Below are 18772 nucleotides of genomic sequence, written 5' to 3' on the forward strand. Positions count from 1 at the left end.
TTTCATGGTGAACGGGCCTGTGGCTTCTGCGCACCCCAGGCTTCACCAGCCCGAGCCGGCCGAACGTCCCGATCTGCCCGAGCGGCCCGACCGGATGGAGGAGGCCTGCGGCGTCTTCGCCGTTTACGCCCCCGGCCAGCCGGTGGCCAACCTCACCTACTTCGGCCTCTACGCCCTGCAGCACCGCGGCCAGGAATCGGCTGGCATCGCCGTGTTCAACGGCGCCAAGATCAGGCTGCACAAGGACATGGGCCTGGTCAGCCAGGTGTTCGATCAGGACGTGCTGGAGCGCATGCCCGGCGACCTGGCGATCGGCCACAACCGCTATTCCACCACCGGCAGCAGCAAGGTCTGCAATGCCCAGCCCGTGGTGCTGATGACCCGGCTGGGCCCCTTCGCCCTGGCCCACAACGGCAATCTGGTCAACGCCACCGAGCTGCGCAGCTCGCTCGACCACCTCGCCGGTGAATTCACCTCCACCACCGATTCCGAGCTGATCGCCTTTGCGCTCCAGGAGGCGGTGGATGGGGGTCTGGGCTGGGAGGCGGCGATCAAGGCGGCGGCAAGCCAGTGCCGTGGTGCCTTCAGCCTGGCAATCGGTACGCCGGAAGGGCTGTTTGCGTTGCGTGATGGTTACGGGGTGCGTCCTTTGGTGTTCGGTCACATCGGCGAAAAGCACGAGGGCCAGTGGGTGGTGAGCAGCGAATCCTGCGGTCTCGACATCATCGGCGCTTCCTATGACGGTGATGTGGCACCCGGTGAGCTGATTCATTTCCAGGCCGGTGAGTCGGTGCCACTGCGGCAGCGCTGGATTGAGGAACCCGCCAAGTTGTGCGTGTTCGAGATGATCTACTTCGCCCGCCCGGACAGTCGCTTTTTCGGCGAATCGCTCTACAGCTACCGCCACCGCATCGGCATGGTGCTCGCCAAAGAATCAGAGGTGGAGGCCGATATCGTGATCGGGGTTCCCGATTCCGGCATTCCAGCGGCGATCGGTTTCTCCAAGGCCAGTGGCATTCCCTATGCCGATGGCCTGATCAAAAATCGCTATGTCGGCCGCACCTTCATCCAGCCCACCCAGGCGATGCGGGAGGCGGGTATTCGCGTCAAGCTCAATCCCCTGCCCGATGTGCTGGCCGGCAAGCGGGTGGTGGTGATCGATGACTCGATCGTGCGTGGCACCACAAGCCGCAAGCTGGTGCAGGCCCTGCGCGAGGCCGGTGCCACGGAGGTGCACATGCGCATCAGCTCACCGCCCGTCACCCATCCCTGCTTCTACGGCATCGACACCGACAACCAGGAGCAACTGATTGCCGCCCGCTACACCCTCGAAGAGATCACCGCGCATCTGGGGGTCGACTCCCTGGCCTACCTGAGCCAGGCCGGCATGCTCGAGGCCGCCCACGACAAGGCCGCCAACTTCTGCACCGCCTGCTTCGATGGCAATTACCCGATTCCGATGGATGATTCAATTCGCTCCAGCAAGCTGATGCTCGAACCGGCCGGTATTGCGGCCACGGTCTAGAACAACCACACCCGTTTAGATCAACCACTTCGACGAGAAGCATCGACCTGGAAAACGGTTCCGATCAAGGGTTTCTGCTCACAGCCGATGACGGTATCTGCCGCTGTTGGTGGGGCGCCAGGCACCCTGACTATCGCCACTACCACGACCACGAATGGGGCCACCCCACCCGTGACGACCAACGCTTGTTCGAAAAGATCTGCCTGGAGGGCTTTCAATCGGGCCTCTCCTGGCTCACCATCCTGCGCAAACGCGAGAATTTCCGCGAGGCCTTCGATGGCTTCGACTTCACCAGGATCGCCGCCTACAACGACGGCCCGGCCGTGGCCCGTCTGCTCGGCAATGCGGGCATCATCCGCCACCGCGGCAAGATCAAGGCCACCATCCACAACGCCCGCCGCGCCCTGGAGCTGGTGGAGGCCTACGGCAGCCTGGCCGCCTACCTCTGGCAGTGGGAGCCGCCTGGTCGGGAGCCCGATCTCGGCAGCGCGCCCGCCCATTCCCCCCTTTCCAGCAGCACCCGCACGTCCAAGGCCCTGAGTGCCGACCTCAAGGCACGGGGCTGGATGTTCGTTGGCCCGACCACGGCCTATGCCCTGATGCAGGCCTGTGGACTGGTGAATGATCACCTGGAGGGATGCGCCAGCTTTGCCGCCGTTGAGGAGCTGCGGGCTGGCTTTGTGCGGCCGGCTTCCTGCCGTCTCTGACTGAACCGCTGCTGGTTAAGTGTGCTTTCTCACCAGGTCATTCAGCGATCAGCAGCCGCTGGAGGCATTGCTGAGGAGTGAGGCCACCGAGAGCCATGTGGCACCTGCTGCCGTTATAGATCCCCAGATAGCGGGGTAGCCAGCGGTTGCGTTCATCCGATGTTTGGTAGGCGATCACATAGGCCCATTCCGACAAGATGGTTTTGATGAACCGTTCGGCCTTGCCGTTGGTCTGCGGGGTGTAGGGCTTGGTGCGGATGGGTTTCAGATCCAGAGCCCGACAGGCTTTTCGCCAGTCATCCGAGCGATAGGAGGGGCCGTTGTCCGAGAGGATCCGGCGACAGGTGATCCCCTGTTCAGAAAACCATCCGACGGCACGGGCCAGGAAGCCAACGGTTGTCGCCTTCTGCTCGTCTGCGAGCACCTCGACGTAAGCCAGGCGGGTGGCGTCGTCGATCGCGACATGTACCTTCTCGTAGCCGGCACCTCGGGAGGAGCCTTGACGACGGTCGCCGGTGATGCGGTGGCCGACCCGCTCAAACCTGGCCAGCTGTTTGATGTCGACATGGATCATGTCCCCGGGGCGCTCCCACTGGTAGCGACGAACAAGACGTTTGGGGTCAAGGTTCTTCAGGCGTCCCAGGCCCAGGCCCTTCATGAGCCGACCAACGGTGGAGAGGGGCGCACAGAGAGCCCTGGCGATGCGGCGGAGCGTGCAGCGCTGGTGCCGCAGGTCTACAGCCTGCTGGAGTTGCTGCGGATCGAGCGTCCGCCGCTGGCTGCGGCGAACACTCCGTCGATCCGCCAGTGCCGCTACGCCGCCTGCTCGAAACCTGGAGAGCCACTTGTAGGCCGTACGCAGGCTGATCCCGGCTTGTGCTGCAAGGGCTTTGAGTGGCACGCCTTCATCGAGATGCCGGCGGATGAGCCGTTCCCGACTGATGGGTGTCAGTCGGGCCAGAGGGTGGCTATGCATGGTGTGTGAGGTCTTGGGACGGTGGTGACACTCCGACCCTGGCGACCTCACACCCCCTTGTCAGCTGAACAACGTGGTGGGACTACACAGTTAAGCCCCATGGATCGATCTGCTGCTGATCAGGGCGGCAAGTCATCGAAACCTTGCATGCGCCGCCAGGCCTGGCGCAGGGTGCCGGCTGTGCCGAGGTTGCCCGGAAAGGTGAGCAGGGGCAGGGCGGGGAAGAGCGGGTGATCGGCTGGCAGCCGCAGCAGTGACAGCCCTGGCAGCAATTGACCCTCCAGCCGCACCGTGCCCAGGTCGAGGCCGGAGCTCAGGAGCGTCTGGCTGGTGGTTCCTCCTTTGCTGATCAGATAGCTCAGCTCGACGGGGAGCCGGGCGGCCAGGCGGGCGATCTGAAGCGCCAGAGCCCGGCCCAGCCGTTGGCGTTCCTCGGCGTCGTGGCAAATAGCCTCCCCCCGGCTGGTGAAAAGCACCGGCGTGCGGCCAGCGGCGATGACGTTGGCCATCACTTCAGCAAGCTCAAGTTCCAATTCCAGCTCAAGTTCCAGGTCCCGATCCAACTCCAGATCCCGCTCTTGCTCGCCACCGAGGCTTTCCGCGCTGGCCGTGTGCGCCTTGCGCAACGCTGCAAGCACCCGCGTCACCGGCAGCTCCACGCCCAAACAAGCCGGCTCCAGCAGCAGCTCCTGCAGTTGCCGGTTGCTGAGCGGCACCCAGGAGCCCACTAGCACGGCACCCGGTGCTCCACTGCGGCGCAGCTGGGCCAGGGCCGCGGGCTCCAGCGGTTGAGGTGGCAGGTTTGCCAGGCCATTCAGCAGGCTGGCCGCCGATTGCAGTAGCAAGCGCCGCGGCCGCGGCCCCTCCCGGCCAGGCAACGGCACCGGCCGCACCACCTGGCGCAGCGCCGCCCCCAGGGCCCTGAGCTGCTCAGGCTTCTCCGCATCCACCACCAGCAGCGGGTTGCCGGCCAAGGCCGCCAGTCGGGCGCTGAGCCCAATGGCGTTCGCGGGCTCCAGTTCCGCCAGGCCGATCCTGCCCACCTGGGCCGCCTTCCGCCTTCCGCCACTCTTGGCTTCCGCCCAGTCGGGCAGAAAGCTGGTGGCGTAGCTGAAGCGGCTGTCGGCGGCAAAGGGGGAGTGGTGCACCGGTTCACCGTGCAGCAGGTGCACCCCCTCCACCGTGGTGCGTCCGCCCTCCACGAAGGCCGGAACCAGCAAGGTGGCATCGAAGGGGCCGAGCTCCTGCTCGATCACCTCCACCTCCAGCGGGAAGTGACCCCGCAGGGTGGAGTCACCGCGGCTCACCAGCAGCCACTGCTCCAGACCGGCTTCGGCCAGGGCCGGTTTCAGGGCCCGGCAGATCTGGCGCACCCGGGCCGCCGCCGCCGCCGGGCCCAGGGCGCGGGTGTCGGCCAGCAGGAAGACCAGGGGGGAGGGATCCCGCAGGCCGGCCAGCAGGGTCGGCCGATCCCAGCGCAACAGCAGCGGGCAGCTGTGCACCGTCTGCGAACCGGTGGGATCGTCGTCGATCACGACAATCTTCAGGGCCGGCACTCCATTCGCTACTCCATGCGCCATGGCACCATCGTGCCGTGATCACGCCTGAGCCCCACGAACTGAGCGAGCTGGTGCGGCAGCTGCATGGCCAGGCGACCCCCTGGCTGCCGGCTGGCTTCGGCAGCCGCCTGGGCTGGGGACCCGCCGTGCAGGACACGGCCACCGTTGTCAGCTGCCAGCGCCTCAACCGCATCCTCGACCACGCCGTCGGTGACTTCACCGTGACCGTCGAAGCCGGCACACCGCTGCGCCAGCTGCAGGAAACGCTCTGGAGCCACGGGCAGTGGCTGGCGATCGACTGGCCCTGGGGCAGTGAGGCCGATGGCTCGGGGGCCGGCTCGGTCGGCGGCCTGGTGGCCCGCGGCCTGGCCGGTGGGCTCTGCCATCGCTACCTCGGTGTGCGCGATCAACTGATCGGCATCGGCCTGATGCGAACCGATGGGGTCGCGGCACGGGCCGGCGGAAAGGTGGTCAAGAATGTGGCCGGCTACGACCTGATGCGGCTGTTCACCGGCAGCTGGGGGTCCCTCGGCCTGATCACCGAACTGACCCTGCGCACCACCCCGATGCCCCCCCAGCGGCGGGGCCTGCTGCTGCAGGGACCGCTCGAAGCCCTCGATGGCCTGCGCCGCTGGCTGCTGCGCTCCAGCCTCACGCCGGAGTTGATCGACTGGTGGAGCCCGGCCCTGAGCCTGCGGGCGGCCCGTGAGCCGAAGAATGCTTTGTTGCTCAGCCTGGCCAGCGTCAGCGCCGAGGCCCTTGCCGACCAGAGCACGGAGATCCAGGGCCGGGCCGAGGCGCTGGGCCTGCACGGCCAGCGCCTCGATCCCGAACGGCTCGAAGCCTTGCGGGCCGTGGCCCTCGGCGAGCGCAGCGCCCAGGGTTGGCTGCTGCGCCTCGGGCTGTTGCCCAGCCATGCCAGCGAGCTGCTGGCCGACCGCGCCCTGCGCGATCTTCCGCTGGTGCTGGGCGCCGGCAGTGGCCTCGGTTACGCCTGGGCCACCGCCGAAGCCCTGCCCGCCTACCGGGTGGAGGAGCTGCGCCGGCTCTGCTGCCGGCACGGCGGCTACCTGACCGTGCTGCAACAACCGCAGTCCACGGCAGTGCCCGCCTGGAGCGATGCCCCCTCACGCGCCCTGATTGAAGCGGTGAAGCGGGAGTTCGATCCGAAGCAGCAGCTGGCCCGCGGCCGCCTGCCCGGGGTGCTCAAAGCAGCCTGAGGGCGTAGCGGCACTGCAGCCTCTGCACGCCGCCGGCGGGCACCACCAGGCGACGGTCGCCACTGACTAAGGCGCCGCGTGGAGCGGTCCAGGGCTCGAGGCAGAGCATCGACCGCGGCGGTTCGGTCCAGATCACCGCCAGATCGAAGGGGGGTGTGGGCTGCAACTCAAGGGCGAGGCCGGCGGCGGGATCCAGCAGCCGCACGGCTCCTGCAGGGGCGGCCAGCAGGTCGACGCCAACCGCCAGCCGCTGCAGCTGGGGCGCGGTGGCCTCCTCGGCCATGGTCAGGTGGTTGAAACAGTGTTCGGGCAATCCCTCCAGCCGCAGAGCGTTTCCACTGGCTGCCTCTTCACCAGCCGCCTCGGCTGTGGCCAGCCCCGGGGCCTGCAAACCCGAGACATTGAAATAGGGGTGGAGGCCGAAGCTGTAGGGCATCGGCTCGTCGCCGCAGTTCTCGATCCGCACCTTGATCGCCAGGGCCGCCGCTTCGAGGCGATAGGCCAGTTGCAGGTGGAAGCGAAACGGGAAAGCGGCCAGGGTCGCGGCTGTGTCAGTGAGGCTCAGCTCCACCCCACCGCCCTTGCCACCTGCGGGCTCAAGCGGGGCGAGCTGCCAGGGCAGATCCCGGGCAAAGCCGTGTTGCTTGAGCTCAAAATCGCCCTGGGGTAAGGGCAGCCGGTCGCCCGGTAGGTTGCCGCAGATCGGGAATAGAACCGGGATTCCCCCCCGCACCGACAGGGCCGGCTCGGCGAAGCGGGCCTGATCCAGGTAGAGCAGCTCATGGCCAGAGCAGCGCCAGCCGCTCAGCAGCCCGCCCCGCTCGGGCACGACCCGGAGCAGGTCGCCGCTGAGTGGATCCTCGTACTGCCAGTGGGGATAGGGCGTGTCGCGTTGGAGCAACGGCATCGCGGTGATCTCGGATCTCTCAGGCCAACTCCAGCTTGGCGAGCCACTCCAGCAGGGCGGCGTTCACCTGATCGGGCACCTCGTCGTGGGGGCAGTGGCCAGCCTCCAGCACCACCTCGGTGGTGGCGGCAGGGGCGTGGCGCTGGAAGTCGCCGCGCCGGCCGACGGCATTGATCCAGGGATCGCGGATGCCCCAGAGCAACAGCAGGGGGGCCTGCAGCTCGGCGAACAGTTCATCGAGCGGCTGGCCGCGGGGGATGTCGAAGACGGTGCGGAAGACACCGAAGGCCCCAGGGTCGAGTGACGGCCGCCGGATCGCCTCCACCAGGGCGTCGTCGACGTTGGTGCGATCGATATAGACCTGGTTCAAGGTGCGGCGGATCGTCGCCGGTCGCCGCAGGTTTTCGAACAGCAACCGCTGCAGCACCGGGCTGCGTAGCAGGGCGCCGCCGATCGTGCGGCGTGCGATGGCGCCCCAGCCGCCCGGTTCGGCTTTTTCATCACTGAACGGTCCGGCTGCATTGATCAGCACCACCCCGGCGGCTTGGGGGCCCAGGGCGGCACCGGCGGCGAGCACGGCGAAGCCGCCCAGGGAATTACCCACCAACACGGTGGGCCGGCCGATCCGCTCGTTCACATAGGCCACCAGCTGGTCACGCCAGAGGCCGCCGCCGTAGGGCAGACCCACAGGCTTGGCACTGCGGCCGAAGCCGATCAGGTCGATGGCATGCACCTCGTGCTGCTCGGCCAGCACGGGGATGTTGAAGCGCCAGTGGTCGGTGGAGGCGCCGAAGCCATGAACCAGCAGGACGGCCGGACCTTCGGGCTGGGCCGGTGCCTGGCAGACGCTGTGGACGGGATGGCCGTGAAAGGTCCAGCCCTCCGCTCGATCGATGGACAACCGATCGATGGACAACAGATCGATGGACAACACGGGCCAGGTCGGGTGGTCGATGCTAAGGATCCATCCCCGGGGTGCGTTCCTTGCTCGATTGGTCCAGCCTGTTGCCAGGAACGGCTCTCTGGGCCCTGGCGCTCTACCTGCCGCTTTCCGTGCCATTGAGGCGGCTGGAGGCGGCCCTGGCGGAGGGCACGCTCAGCGAAGGTCTGCGCCAGATCGCCCTGCTGCTCAGCAGCGTGGCCCTGGCCCTGGCGGTGGGTGCCCTCACCCAGCTGGCCCTGAGCGTGCTGCTTGGTCCCAGCTGGGGCGCCAGCCTCGGACTAATGGCTGTGCTGGCTGGTGCTTTCTGGAGCCTGGCCAGCCGCAGCCAGGACGATTGAATCCGGCTCAATGGCGCCAGTCGAGCCAGGGCAGGCCGGGAATGATCGCGGCGGTTTCGGCTCTGTAGCTGGCGTAGGCGGGATGCTGGGCGATCAGACCCCGCTCCTCGCGCCTGGCTTTGCCGCCGAGCACCGCAATGAGGGCGAGCAACAGGGCCAGGTGCAGCAAGCTGCCCAGCGCCAGGCTCAACCCGAGGCCGCAGATCAGCACCGCCTGATACAGCGGGTGGCGGCAGCGGCCGTAGGCGCCGCTGGTGACCAGGCCAGCGCCGGGTTTCGGGTCAGGCAACGGGCTGAGGCTCGACCCCAGGCGCAGGAAGGCTGCGGCGGCCAGCAGCAGGCCGATCGCCAGCAGGCTCCAGCCCACCAGCGCCAGGGGCCAGGGCCACACCAATCCCAGCGATAACGGCGCCGGGGTGGCCGGCAGGAGGTTGAGAAGGATGAGCACGCCCTGGGCGGCCAGCCACCATTCGCCCTGGCGGTTGTCGCGCAGGCCTGCCCAGCTCAGGCCCCAGCCTTGAAAGGCCTCAGGCAGGTTGTTCGGCAACGTCGGTCTTGCGGCTCAAGACCAGTCTGAGCAGAACCGGCGCCAGGAAGGTGGTGCCGATCACCATCAGCAGCACGGCCGCCTCCAGCGACGGGGTGAGCAGTCCAGCGCTGGTGCCCAGGCCCAGAAAGATCAGTCCCACCTCGCCGCGGGGCATCATGCCCAGCCCCACCACCAGGCGATTGGTGGGCTTGTCGCTCACGAAGCTCCAGCCCGACGCCAGCTTGCCGAGAACGGCCACCACGAACAGGAAGGCCGCAATCACCAGGCCGGAGCGGTTGGCGGGGTCGGCCGGGTTGATCACCGAAAGATCCATGCTGGTGCCGATCAGCACGAAGAAAATCGTCGCGAATAGCGACACCAGCGGAACCACGGCGGTCTGAATGGCGTGGGTGCGCTTCGAGCCACTCAGGATCAAGCCAGCGGCGAAGGCGCCCAGGGCGGCCTCCAGGCCGATCGCCGTGGCGGCGAAGCAACACAGACAGAGCACCAGGAAGGAGGCCACGATCACTTCGCCCGGTGCCTTGAGCTGATCGAGCACCCAGTCGAAGGCCGGTGCGGCGGTGCGGCTCAGGGCCAGGGCCACCACCACGAACAGCGCCGCTGCGATGCAGAGCTTGACGATCGGACCGATTTCCAGCTGGCCGCCACCGGCCAGTGCCACCACCACCGCCAGGATGACGATGCCGAGGATGTCATCGAGCACGGCGGCGCCGATCACGATCTGACCCTCGCGGGTTTTCAGGTATTTGAGTTCGCCGAAGACGCTGGCGGTGATGCCGATGCTCGTCGCTGTCATCGAGGCGCCGGCGAACACCGCCGGGATCAGATCCACCTGGAAGATCGCCATCAGGCCGAAGGTGCCCAGGGCAAACGGCAACACCACACCGGCGAGGGCCACCGTCGAGGCCTGGGCGCCGACGGCGACCAGTTCATCGAGCTCACTTTCGAGGCCGGTGAGAAAGAGCAGGGCGTAGAGGCCGAGGGTCGAAACCCCCTGCAGGATCGGGAAGGTCTCGTCGTAGATCGGCTGGACCGAGTCAGGCGGGATGGCGGAGAGGGTGCTCACCAGCCGGATCAGACCCTGGTTCAGTTCCGCGTGGGTTTCCGGTGGTACCACCAGATGGAGCCCGGAGGCGCCGATCAACACACCCGCCACCAGTTCGCCAAGGATGGTGGGCAGCTGGAAGCGCACCAGCAGTTCAGCGAGGGCGCGGGCCGCCACAAAGATCACCAGAAAGCGACCGACCCCGATCAGGGTTTCGGCCACTTCTATTTGGTGGTTGCCCAGTTCGAGCAATAGGGAAGGAACGATCATTCAGCCAGCTGACACCCTGGGTGGGAGTTGGAAATGCGGCGACCTTAGGGTGTTTGCCAGCGAGCTGACCGTCCAGCCCTGCGAACAAGCCATGGGCGTTGTTTGATGGGCTTGCCTGCATGGGCGCAGTGCAACGGGACGCCGCCGGCGATGGATCCGCCGTGATCGGGCTGCCCAGTCCGAAAAAGCTGATGTTTCATGCAGCCAAGAGCCAGGCCAGGGATGCTGAAGGCTCACCCGTTTTGCCAAAAGTTGATCAGGGCTTGAGCCAGCCAAGCCCTGATCAACTGTCTCCCCTGCCGCCATTCCCATGACAAAAAGCCTCACCACGGATCTTTCCCGCGAAACGGCTCCCCTGGGCACAGAGGAACTCAGCCTGGTCGATGCCTGGTGGCGCGCGGCCAACTACCTGGCTGTGGGCATGATCTACCTCCAGGACAACCCCCTGCTGCGCGAACCGCTTGTCCCGGAGCACATCAAGAACCGGCTGCTCGGCCACTGGGGCTCGAGTCCTGGTCAGGCGTTCATCTGGGCCCACGCCAACCGGCTGATCCAGGCCAACGATCTCGACATGATCTACCTGTCGGGGCCTGGCCATGGTGCCCCCGGCGTGCTCGGACCCACCTACCTCGACGGCAGCTACAGCGAGATCTATCCCGACAAATCCCAGGACGCGGAAGGGATGCGCAGCTTTTTCAAGCAGTTCTCCTTCCCCGGCCACATCGGCAGCCACTGCACCCCGGAAACGCCCGGCTCGATCCATGAGGGCGGTGAACTCGGTTACGTGCTCTCCCACGCCTGTGGCGCCGTCTTCGACAACCCCGACCTGATCGCCCTGGCCTGCGTCGGTGATGGCGAGGCCGAAACCGGCCCTTTGGCCACCTCCTGGCACATCAACAAGTTCCTCAACCCGATCAGCGACGGCGCCGTGCTGCCGGTGCTGCACCTGAACGGCTACAAGATCGCCAACCCCAGCCTGCTGGCCCGGATCGGCCACCAGGAGCTGGAGCATCTGATGCGGGGCTACGGCTGGAATCCGCTGTTCGTCGAGGGGCATGAGCCCGAGGCGATGCACCAGGCGATGGCCGCGGCGATGGATACGGCCGTCAGCCAGATCCTGGCGATCCGCCAGCAGGCCCGCCGTAGCGGTGAGGCCGTGCGGCCGGCCTGGCCGATGATCGTGCTGCGCTCCCCCAAGGGCTGGACGGGCCCCAGCGAACTGCATGGCAAGAAACTGGAGGGCTTCTGGCGCTCGCACCAGGTGCCGCTGCCGGCGCCCAACAAGGATCCCGAGCAGTTGCAGATGCTCGAGACCTGGCTGCGGAGCTACCGCCCCGACGAACTGTTCGATGCCGGCGGCACCTTGATCGCCGAGCTCCAGGCCCTTTCGCCCAAGGGCTCCAGGCGGATGGGATCGAGCCCGCATGCCAATGGCGGCCTGCTGCGCCGCAAGCTGCGCCTGCCACCGATCGAGGCCTATGCGGTGGCGGTGGAGCACCCCGGCCAGAGCGAGCACGAGAACACCTACCCGCTCGGTGAACTGCTGCGCGACACCATCGTCCGCAATCCCGACGGGATGCGGGTGTTCGGCCCCGATGAAACCGCCTCCAATCGCCTACAGGCGATTTATGAGGTGAGCAAGAAGGTGTGGATGGAGGAGCTGCTGCCGGAAGATGCCGGCGGTAGCGAGCTGGCCCGCAACGGCCGGGTGGTGGAGATGCTCTCGGAGCACACCCTGGTGGGAATGATGGAGGGCTACCTGCTCACCGGTCGCCACGGCTTCTTCCACACCTACGAGGCCTTCGCCCACGTGATCGCCTCGATGTTCAACCAGCACGCCAAATGGCTGGAATCCTGCATCCACCACGCCACCTGGCGCGCACCGATCGGTGCCTGGAACTGCCTGATCTCCTCCACGGTCTGGCGGCAGGATCACAACGGCTTCACCCACCAAGACCCGGGCTTCATCGACCTGGCCGGCAACAAGAGCGGCGAGGTGGTGCGGGTGTATCTGCCGGCCGATGCCAACAGCCTGCTAGCGGTGGCCGAAGAGGCGTTCCTGGAAACGAACGTGTGCAACATCATTGTTTCTGACAAGCAGAAGCACCTCCAATACCTCACCATCGAGCAGGCCCGCCAGCATGTGGCCAAGGGCATCGGCCTCTGGAGCTGGGCCAGCAACGATGACCGCGCCGAAGAGCCGGATGAACCCGATGTGGTGATGGCCTGCGCCGGCGACATTCCCACCAAGGAGGTGCTGGCGGCCGTGGAGATCCTGCACCGCGAGATCCCGACCCTGAGGATCCGGGTGCTGAACGTGGTCAAGCTGTTCGCCCTCTGCGAGCCGAGCGAGCATCCCCACGGGCTGTCGGATCGCGATTTCGACAGCCTGTTCACCACCGACAAGCCGGTGATCTTCAACTTCCACGGCTATCCGTGGCTGATTCACCGTCTGGCCTACCGGCGCACCAACCACGCCAATATGCATGTGCGCGGCTACAAGGAAAAGGGCAACATCAACACCCCACTGGAGTTGGCGATGAACAACCAGATCGACCGCTTCAACCTGGTGATCGACGTGATCGACCGGGTGCCATCGCTGGGCTCCCGCGCTGCCCATGTCAAGGAGCGCATGAAGGAGGAGATCCTTCGGCACCGTGCCCATGCCCACATCCATGGCATGGACTCTGCCGAAATCACCGGTTGGCGCTGGGGGCTGGGAGCTGGCACCGAGGCGCCCGGCTAAGTCTTACCCGGCCCCGTTTTCTCCCTTCCCCTTTGCCAGCCCCGTTTCTCCATGACCCCTATCGATAGCGCTCCCCGTCAACTGATCCTGCCCACGCCGGGCTGCCTCAAGGACGAGGAGCGCATCGGGCTCAGCGCCGACGGGTTGTTCGAGGGCATGACCGAGCACCTGTTCTTCACGCTCGGCAAGCTCGCCCCGACGGCCAACCACCACGACTTCTACCTGGCGCTCAGCTACGCGGTTCGCGACAGGCTGATGACCCGCTACCTCGCGGGAATCGAAGCGATCAGCGCCACGCCCACCCGGGTGGTGGCCTATCTCTCGGCCGAGTTCCTGATCGGTCCGCAGCTGGGCAACAACCTGCTGATGCTCGGCATCCGCGAAGCGGCTTCCGAGGCGTTGCAACGCTTCGGCATCACCGATTTTGAGTCGATCCTGGAAGTGGAAGAAGAGCCGGGGCTGGGGAACGGCGGTCTCGGCCGTCTGGCGGCCTGTTATCTCGAATCCCTCTCCAGCCTGGAGATCCCCGCCACGGGCTACGGCATCCGCTACGAGTTCGGCATCTTCGATCAGCTGATCCGTGATGGCTGGCAGGTGGAGGTCACCGACAAATGGCTCAAGGCCGGCTGGCCCTGGGAACTGCCGCACCCTGATCAGGCCTGCTATGTGGGCTTCGGCGGCCACACCGAGGTCTACCGCGATGAACGGGGCCACGAGCGGGTGCGCTGGATTCCCGGCGAACATGCGATCGGCATCCCCCACGATGTGCCGGTGCTGGGCTACCAGGTCAACACCTGCAACCGGCTGCGCTTGTGGCGGGCTGAAGCCACCGAGAACTTCGATTTCTACGCCTTCAACATCGGCGATTACGACGGCGCCGTGCAGGAGAAGGTGAGCATGGAGAACCTCTCCAAGGTGCTCTACCCCAATGACGGCACCGCGGAGGGCCGGCGCCTGCGGCTCAAGCAGCAGCACTTCTTTGTGAGCTGCAGCCTCCAGGACATGCTGCGCAGCCTCGATCTGCGCCAGTTGCCCGTCAGCGAATTTCCCGATCACTGGGCGGTGCAGCTCAACGACACCCATCCCTCGATCGCCGTCGCCGAGCTGATGCGGCTGCTGCTCGATGAGAAGCACCTGAGCTGGGAAGAGGCCTGGTCGATCACCACCCGCTCGCTGGCTTACACCAACCACACCTTGCTGCCGGAGGCCCTGGAGAAATGGGGCCTTGATCTGTTCGGCAGCCTGCTGCCCCGCCACCTGGAGTTGATCTTTGAGATCAACCGACGCTTCCTGCAACAGGTGCGCCTCAAGTACCCCGGCAATGATCGGCTCCTGCGCAGTGTGTCGATCATCGACGAAGGCGGCAACAAGGCGGTGCGGATGGCCAACTTGGCCACGGTGGGCTCTCACCACGTCAACGGGGTGGCGGCCCTGCACAGCGAACTCGTGCGCACCCAGCTGTTTCCTGACTACGCCACCCTCTGGCCTGACAAGTTCATCAACGTCACCAATGGCGTCACGCCCAGGCGCTGGATCGCCCTGGCCAATCCGTTGCTGCGCGAGCTGCTGGATGGCTCGATCGGCACCAACTGGATCCGCGATCTGTCCGAACTGAAGAAGCTGGAGCCCTTCGCTGCTGATCCAGGCTTTTTGGAGCGCTGGGGACAGACCAAACTGGCTGTTAAAACGCGGCTTTCCGATTACATTCACCGCCAGAGCGGCCTGTTGGTGGATCCCTCCTCGCTGTTCGATGTGCAGGTCAAGCGCATCCACGAATACAAGCGCCAGCACCTCAATGCCCTGCAGGTGATCGTTCAGTACCTGCGCATCAAGAACGGCACGGCCGATGGCCAAGCCCCCCGCACCGTGATCTTCGGTGGTAAGGCAGCACCTGGCTATTTCCTGGCCAAATTGATCATTCGCTTCATCAACGGCGTCGCCGAAATGGTGAACTCCGATCCTGATATGGAAGGGCGCCTGCGGGTTGTTTTTCTACCTGATTACAGTGTCAAGCTGGGCGAGCGGGTCTATCCGGCCACGGATCTCTCCGAGCAGATCTCCACCGCCGGCCTGGAGGCTTCCGGCACCGGAAATATGAAATTTGCCATGAATGGTGCCCTCACGATCGGTACCCTCGACGGGGCGAATGTGGAAATTCGCGAGCAGGTGGGAGCGGAGAACTTCTTCCTGTTCGGCAAGACCACCGAGGAGATCGAAAGCCTCGGGGATGGCGGCTACCGCCCCTGGGACTTGATCGGTGAGATCCCCGAATTGCCGGAGGTGCTGCACTTGATCAAGCTCGGTCATTTCAGCAATGGCGATGTGGAGTTGTTCAAGCCCTTGCTGGACAACCTCACCGGCCGCGATCCCTTCTTCCTGTTCGCCGACTTCGCCGATTACCTTCGCGCCCAGGACGCGGTCAGCGCCGCCTGGGCGGACCGCGAGCAATGGAATCGGATGTCGCTGCTGAATTCGGCCCGCAGCGGCTACTTCTCCTCTGACCGCTCGATCCGCGAGTACGCCACGCGCATCTGGCAGGCCGATGCCTTCCCCGTCACGATCAGTTGTGCCATCGATGGGGATGGCGACAGCAATGGAAACAGCGACAGCATTGGAGAAGCCTGAATCCGGCGTGGATCTGGTGCTCGTCTTCAATCTGGGGAGCTCCAGCCTCAAGGTCCGCCTGATCGATGCCGGCGGCGACACTCTCTGGCAGCAGAGCTCCAGCTTCGAATCCGGGCAAGGAGGTGACGGGCCGCTGCTTGGCTTGGATGCCTGGCTGCCTGAGGCCCTGGCGCCCTGGTTGGAGCGGATCGGTCTGGCCGCCCACCGGGTGGTGCATGGCGGCGACTGGTTCACGACCCCGACGTTGATCACACCGGCGGTGGAAGAGGAGCTCAGCGCCCTCATCCCCCTGGCGCCGCTCCACAACGCCGGCGCCCTGGCGGCAATCCGCTGGCTGCGGCAGTGGCGTCCGGCCCTGCCCCAGTGGGCCTGCTTCGACACCGGTTTTCACAGCACCTTGGAGCCGGCTGCTTTCACCTATGCGGTGCCGGAGTCCTGGCGCTGGGCGGGCCTGCGCCGCTTCGGTTTCCATGGCCTCAACCACCAGCACATCAGCGAGGTGGTGATGGCCCAGCACGGCCATCACCATCCGTCCGGCCTGAGGCTGATCAGCTGCCACCTGGGCGCCGGCTGCTCGCTGGCGGCGATCCGCGATGGGCGCAGCATCGACACCACGATGGGCTACACCCCTTTAGAAGGGCTGGTGATGGCCAGTCGCAGCGGCTCAGTGGATCCGGGGTTGCTGCTGCACCAGCTCCGCGCCGGCCTGACGGTCGAGGAATTGGAGCGGCAGCTGCAGAAGGAGAGTGGGCTGCGGGGCCTCTCGGGTCTCAGCGGTGACATGCGCCAGCTGCGCGAGGCCGCAGCAACAAACCATGCCGGGGCCGCGCTGGCCCTGGAGGTTTTCCTGCACAGGCTGCTGCAGGGCATCGGCGCGATGGCGGCAAGCCTGGGCGGTGTTGATGTGATCGCCCTGACGGGTGGGATCGGCGAAAACGACACCATGATCAGGTCCGAACTGGCCGAACGGCTGGCCTGGCTGGAGCCTTTTGCTTTGGTGGTGGTTCCCGCCGACGAGGAGGGGATGATCAATCGACTCTGCCGGCGTGCTAACTACGATCAGGCAGGTCAGGGGTCTGATGCAGCAGGCGATTGAGCCGCAAGCGGTCAGCATTGAGCGGATCGGGTGCCAGTTCGCCGGCCACCTCGCGGAATTTCTGCTCCACTTCCTCCGGTACCCGCACATCGAAGATGCGCTCCATCAGCGCTTCGATCGAGAACAGATGGGCGTTGATGTTTTCGAGATCGGCAATCGCCTGCTGAACCTCGTCGGGTTCGTCAGCGGCTGTGCTGCCTGGGGAAGCAGGGGCTGCTGCGCCAGGGGCAGCGGCACCAGCGCCGGAGCCGGCCGGACCTCCGCTGGCATTGATCGAGCGCGGCGCGGTGGCCTCACTTTCATCCTCCCCGTGTTCCTTCTGCAGCTCCTCCAACACCCGGCCTGCCAGGGTGCGAAACGACTGCAACGCAGCCCAGTTGAGCTCCTGCTGCTGGCGCAGCGTGGCATGTTCGCGGATTAGTCGGTCATGTTCCCGATAAAAACGCTGACAATCCGGACATTGGCAGGGCTCTTCAGGCACCGAGCTCCCTATTTCCTTCGGGTTCCATCATGGCATTGCGTGCAGGCTTTCAGCGATCAGGCCAGACCAGGACAGGAATCGGCTCCACCCTCTCCTTCTTCCAAGCGGTGGTGGGAGGTTTCCTCCTGGGCGGCTGGCAGAGGGATTTCGATCGAACTCACCACCTGGAGCACGTCCCGCAAACGCATCGAATCGGCAAACCAACCCATGGCCTGCCCCATGTCGCCATGACGCTCGGCCTCTGAGGCCTGATCTTCATGGGCTTCGGAGAGCAGGGCCAACCAGCAGAGGCAGCGTGCCTGCACCACAGAAAGGTCCAGTTCGGCGGGCTGGCTACGGGCGATGCGCTCGCTTTCCTGCTGCACCAGCAGCCGCAGCCGCAGATCGTGGAGCTGGGTCATCAGATAGGGACGGACGACTGAACCAACGTTAGTCACGGTGACTGGGTTGTGCAGAGCGCCACAGGTGGTGGATCCGCCCAGGTTGTCTTCGTCTGTGAATGAAGATTTGCGGGCAGAGGCGCCAGCGCATCAATGCTGCTGGGCCAGCAGTGAGATGGCCGGAGAGTTTTCATTGAAAATGGAGCAATGAGCCCTGAAGATAGCTGTTTCTGATGACATCGACACTTTGATGACAGGAATGCCTTGGTGACAGGCAACTCTTAACGATTAGCGAGTTTTGATCATTGCAAGGCTGGGTCGTCACCCCTTGCTGGTTACAGGCTGGCCTCTGCTTTGGCTTCTTGCCCCACCGCGAAGGTGGCGAGCACCTCGTGGCAACGGCTGATCTGCCGCTCCCTCAACGTGGAGCTGATGTTGCCTTGATCCGCCATCGATACTGATCGTTCCCCGGTTTGTGTCATCGGGCCAATCAGATGGCTGGATGCTCAGAGCGTCCAATGCCAGGCACAACGTTCTCTTCGTAAGTTCACGCTGCACCAGCACCCAATGCGGTAGTCCCAGGCTCTGGAAGATGCTTTGGCAGGCCGTGCCTGGAGGCCTGGGAATTGCCCTGCTGATGCAAGAGCTCAGCCGATCGGAACGCGGCAGAATGGTTCACGCCGGAAACGCCGGTAGATATCGAAGTCGCTGTCCAGGCTGAGGATCTCGGCAACATCCAGCCGTTCCGAGAGCGTCACCAAGGTGAGATCGGCAAAATCGCCGGGTAGATCGGCATAGCGGTGATTGAGTTCCGCAATGCGGGCGTAATCCTCCCGAAGCAGGTTGATTGCCTCGATGCCACCGCGGCTGACGGCCCCAAGCAGGTGGTTCTGAGCCGACAGGACGCGGGGATCACCTGGATTCCCCAGCAGCCAGAGCACCTCGGCGATGCAGATCGGTGAGGTGATCAGCTGCGCAGCGGTCTGGTCAAAGAAGCTGACGACAGCTTGATGCAGGGGCTCCTGCTGCTGGTAATAGCTCAGCAGGATGCCCGAATCAATCAGGATCCGCCGCATCAGCGCCGTTCCGCCTGCCTTGCTGTGAGTGTCTGGCCAAGCCGCCGGCGCCGCTGCTCACGCTCTGCACTGCCGGGCGGCAGGGTATTGAGGAAGGACTCAGGGTGCCCGCCAATCCGCTGCGCGATCGACGGACTGGGTTGCCGCTGCTGCCAACACTCGCGGATCAGTTGGCGGATCAGGGAACTCCTGTCCTGGCCGGTTTCCGCCAGGAGCTCCTTCAGGCAGTGCTCGGTTTCGTTGTCCAGCCGGACGGTGAGCGGCATGGTGCGCAGGGACTACGACCCGTATGACGAAGTAATTGATTGTAGTACCGATGCTTGGGACG

17 protein-coding genes are annotated in these 18772 nt (G+C 65.3%); 7 read left to right on the top strand and 10 right to left on the bottom strand.

Annotated features, from left to right (window positions below):
• Positions 1-94: 94 nt before the first annotated feature.
• On the top strand, positions 95-1525 hold the full coding sequence (purF, locus tag BM449_RS06940) for an amidophosphoribosyltransferase (protein WP_222428268.1): 1431 nt from the start codon (positions 95-97) through the stop codon (positions 1523-1525).
• Positions 1526-1620: 95 nt separating this feature from the next.
• The gene (locus BM449_RS06945) at positions 1621-2232 is read left to right on the top strand and encodes a DNA-3-methyladenine glycosylase I (RefSeq protein WP_233831292.1); all 612 of its coding nucleotides are present in this window, start codon (positions 1621-1623) and stop codon (positions 2230-2232) included.
• Between the two features lie 37 nt (positions 2233-2269).
• On the opposite strand, the gene BM449_RS06950 is transcribed toward BM449_RS06945, so the two are convergent.
• Together BM449_RS06950 and BM449_RS06955 are read right to left on the bottom strand one after the other, a co-directional pair.
• Positions 2270-3208, bottom strand: coding sequence for an IS481 family transposase (locus BM449_RS06950; protein WP_071799672.1), 939 nt, complete (start codon positions 3206-3208; stop codon positions 2270-2272).
• Positions 3209-3327: 119 nt separating this feature from the next.
• On the bottom strand, positions 3328-4788 hold the full coding sequence (locus BM449_RS06955; RefSeq protein WP_071800629.1) for a four-carbon acid sugar kinase family protein: 1461 nt from the start codon (positions 4786-4788) through the stop codon (positions 3328-3330).
• A 14-nt stretch (positions 4789-4802) separates the two neighbouring features.
• Here BM449_RS06955 and BM449_RS06960 point away from each other — a divergent pair, with 14 nt between their 5' ends.
• Positions 4803-5987: an FAD-binding oxidoreductase gene (locus BM449_RS06960; RefSeq protein ID WP_071800630.1), complete on the top strand. Its 1185-nt coding sequence runs from the start codon at positions 4803-4805 to the stop codon at positions 5985-5987.
• Here BM449_RS06960 and BM449_RS06965 read toward each other — a convergent pair.
• Entirely contained in the window at positions 5974-6894 is a 921-nt protein-coding gene (locus BM449_RS06965; RefSeq protein WP_071800631.1) for a galactose mutarotase, read from the bottom strand. The genes BM449_RS06960 and BM449_RS06965 overlap by 14 nt on opposite strands.
• A 19-nt stretch (positions 6895-6913) precedes the next feature.
• A complete protein-coding gene (locus BM449_RS06970) occupies positions 6914-7789 on the bottom strand; it encodes an alpha/beta fold hydrolase (RefSeq protein ID WP_071802059.1) in 876 nt (291 codons plus the stop codon).
• An 80-nt stretch (positions 7790-7869) separates the two neighbouring features.
• Here BM449_RS06970 and BM449_RS06975 point away from each other — a divergent pair, with 80 nt between their 5' ends.
• Complete coding sequence (locus tag BM449_RS06975; RefSeq protein WP_311134031.1) at positions 7870-8175, top strand: hypothetical protein; 306 nt, start codon at positions 7870-7872, stop codon at positions 8173-8175.
• A 7-nt stretch (positions 8176-8182) separates the two neighbouring features.
• On the opposite strand, the gene BM449_RS06980 is transcribed toward BM449_RS06975, so the two are convergent.
• Positions 8183-8722 carry a methyltransferase gene (locus tag BM449_RS06980; RefSeq protein ID WP_071800632.1) on the bottom strand — a complete coding sequence of 180 codons (540 nt, stop codon included), beginning with the start codon at positions 8720-8722 and terminating at the stop codon, positions 8183-8185.
• Positions 8703-10040, bottom strand: coding sequence for a cation:proton antiporter (locus tag BM449_RS06985; RefSeq protein ID WP_071800633.1), 1338 nt, complete (start codon positions 10038-10040; stop codon positions 8703-8705). Before BM449_RS06985 ends, BM449_RS06980 begins: the two co-directional genes overlap by 20 nt.
• A 310-nt stretch (positions 10041-10350) precedes the next feature.
• Here BM449_RS06985 and BM449_RS06995 point away from each other — a divergent pair, with 310 nt between their 5' ends.
• Genes BM449_RS06995 through BM449_RS07005 form a run of 3 tightly spaced genes read left to right on the top strand, consistent with a single transcriptional unit; the run spans position 10351 to position 16507 of the window.
• A complete protein-coding gene (locus BM449_RS06995; RefSeq protein ID WP_071800635.1) occupies positions 10351-12786 on the top strand; it encodes a phosphoketolase family protein in 2436 nt (811 codons plus the stop codon).
• 51 nt (positions 12787-12837) lie between these two features.
• On the top strand, positions 12838-15411 hold the full coding sequence (locus tag BM449_RS07000; protein ID WP_071800636.1) for a glycogen/starch/alpha-glucan phosphorylase: 2574 nt from the start codon (positions 12838-12840) through the stop codon (positions 15409-15411).
• Positions 15398-16507 carry an acetate kinase gene (locus BM449_RS07005; RefSeq protein WP_233831193.1) on the top strand — a complete coding sequence of 370 codons (1110 nt, stop codon included), beginning with the start codon at positions 15398-15400 and terminating at the stop codon, positions 16505-16507. The genes BM449_RS07000 and BM449_RS07005 overlap by 14 nt, the downstream gene beginning before the upstream one ends.
• Here the strand turns inward: BM449_RS07005 and BM449_RS07010 are convergent.
• The 4 genes from BM449_RS07010 to BM449_RS07025 all read right to left on the bottom strand — a co-directional run bounded on the left by BM449_RS07010 (position 16461) and on the right by BM449_RS07025 (position 18710).
• On the bottom strand, positions 16461-16988 hold the full coding sequence (locus BM449_RS07010; protein ID WP_071800638.1) for a hypothetical protein: 528 nt from the start codon (positions 16986-16988) through the stop codon (positions 16461-16463). The genes BM449_RS07005 and BM449_RS07010 overlap by 47 nt on opposite strands.
• A gap of 56 nt (positions 16989-17044) precedes the next feature.
• Positions 17045-17389, bottom strand: a complete 345-nt coding sequence (locus BM449_RS07015) for a hypothetical protein (protein WP_071800639.1) — start codon at positions 17387-17389, stop codon at positions 17045-17047.
• A 626-nt stretch (positions 17390-18015) separates the two neighbouring features.
• Positions 18016-18444: a PIN domain-containing protein gene (locus tag BM449_RS07020; RefSeq protein WP_071800640.1), complete on the bottom strand. Its 429-nt coding sequence runs from the start codon at positions 18442-18444 to the stop codon at positions 18016-18018.
• Positions 18444-18710, bottom strand: a complete 267-nt coding sequence (locus BM449_RS07025; protein ID WP_071800641.1) for a ribbon-helix-helix protein, CopG family — start codon at positions 18708-18710, stop codon at positions 18444-18446. Before BM449_RS07025 ends, BM449_RS07020 begins: the two co-directional genes overlap by 1 nt.
• Between the last annotated feature and the right edge of the window lie 62 nt (positions 18711-18772).

Origin of the sequence: Synechococcus sp. SynAce01 (genome assembly GCF_001885215.1) — a bacterium.
GTDB classification, from domain to species: Bacteria; Cyanobacteriota; Cyanobacteriia; order PCC-6307; family Cyanobiaceae; genus Regnicoccus; species Regnicoccus frigidus.

Coding starts and splice junctions, on each gene's coding strand:
- purF (WP_222428268.1), top strand. CDS start 95: ATGGAGGAGGCCTGCGGCGTCTTCGCCGTTTACGCCCCCGGCCAGCCG.
- BM449_RS06950 (WP_071799672.1), bottom strand. CDS start 3,208: ATGCATAGCCACCCTCTGGCCCGACTGACACCCATCAGTCGGGAACGG.
- BM449_RS06955 (WP_071800629.1), bottom strand. CDS start 4,788: ATGGCGCATGGAGTAGCGAATGGAGTGCCGGCCCTGAAGATTGTCGTG.
- BM449_RS06965 (WP_071800631.1), bottom strand. CDS start 6,894: ATGCCGTTGCTCCAACGCGACACGCCCTATCCCCACTGGCAGTACGAG.
- BM449_RS06985 (WP_071800633.1), bottom strand. CDS start 10,040: ATGATCGTTCCTTCCCTATTGCTCGAACTGGGCAACCACCAAATAGAA.
- BM449_RS06995 (WP_071800635.1), top strand. CDS start 10,351: ATGACAAAAAGCCTCACCACGGATCTTTCCCGCGAAACGGCTCCCCTG.
- BM449_RS07000 (WP_071800636.1), top strand. CDS start 12,838: ATGACCCCTATCGATAGCGCTCCCCGTCAACTGATCCTGCCCACGCCG.
- BM449_RS07015 (WP_071800639.1), bottom strand. CDS start 17,389: ATGACCCAGCTCCACGATCTGCGGCTGCGGCTGCTGGTGCAGCAGGAA.
- BM449_RS07020 (WP_071800640.1), bottom strand. CDS start 18,444: ATGCGGCGGATCCTGATTGATTCGGGCATCCTGCTGAGCTATTACCAG.
- BM449_RS07025 (WP_071800641.1), bottom strand. CDS start 18,710: ATGCCGCTCACCGTCCGGCTGGACAACGAAACCGAGCACTGCCTGAAG.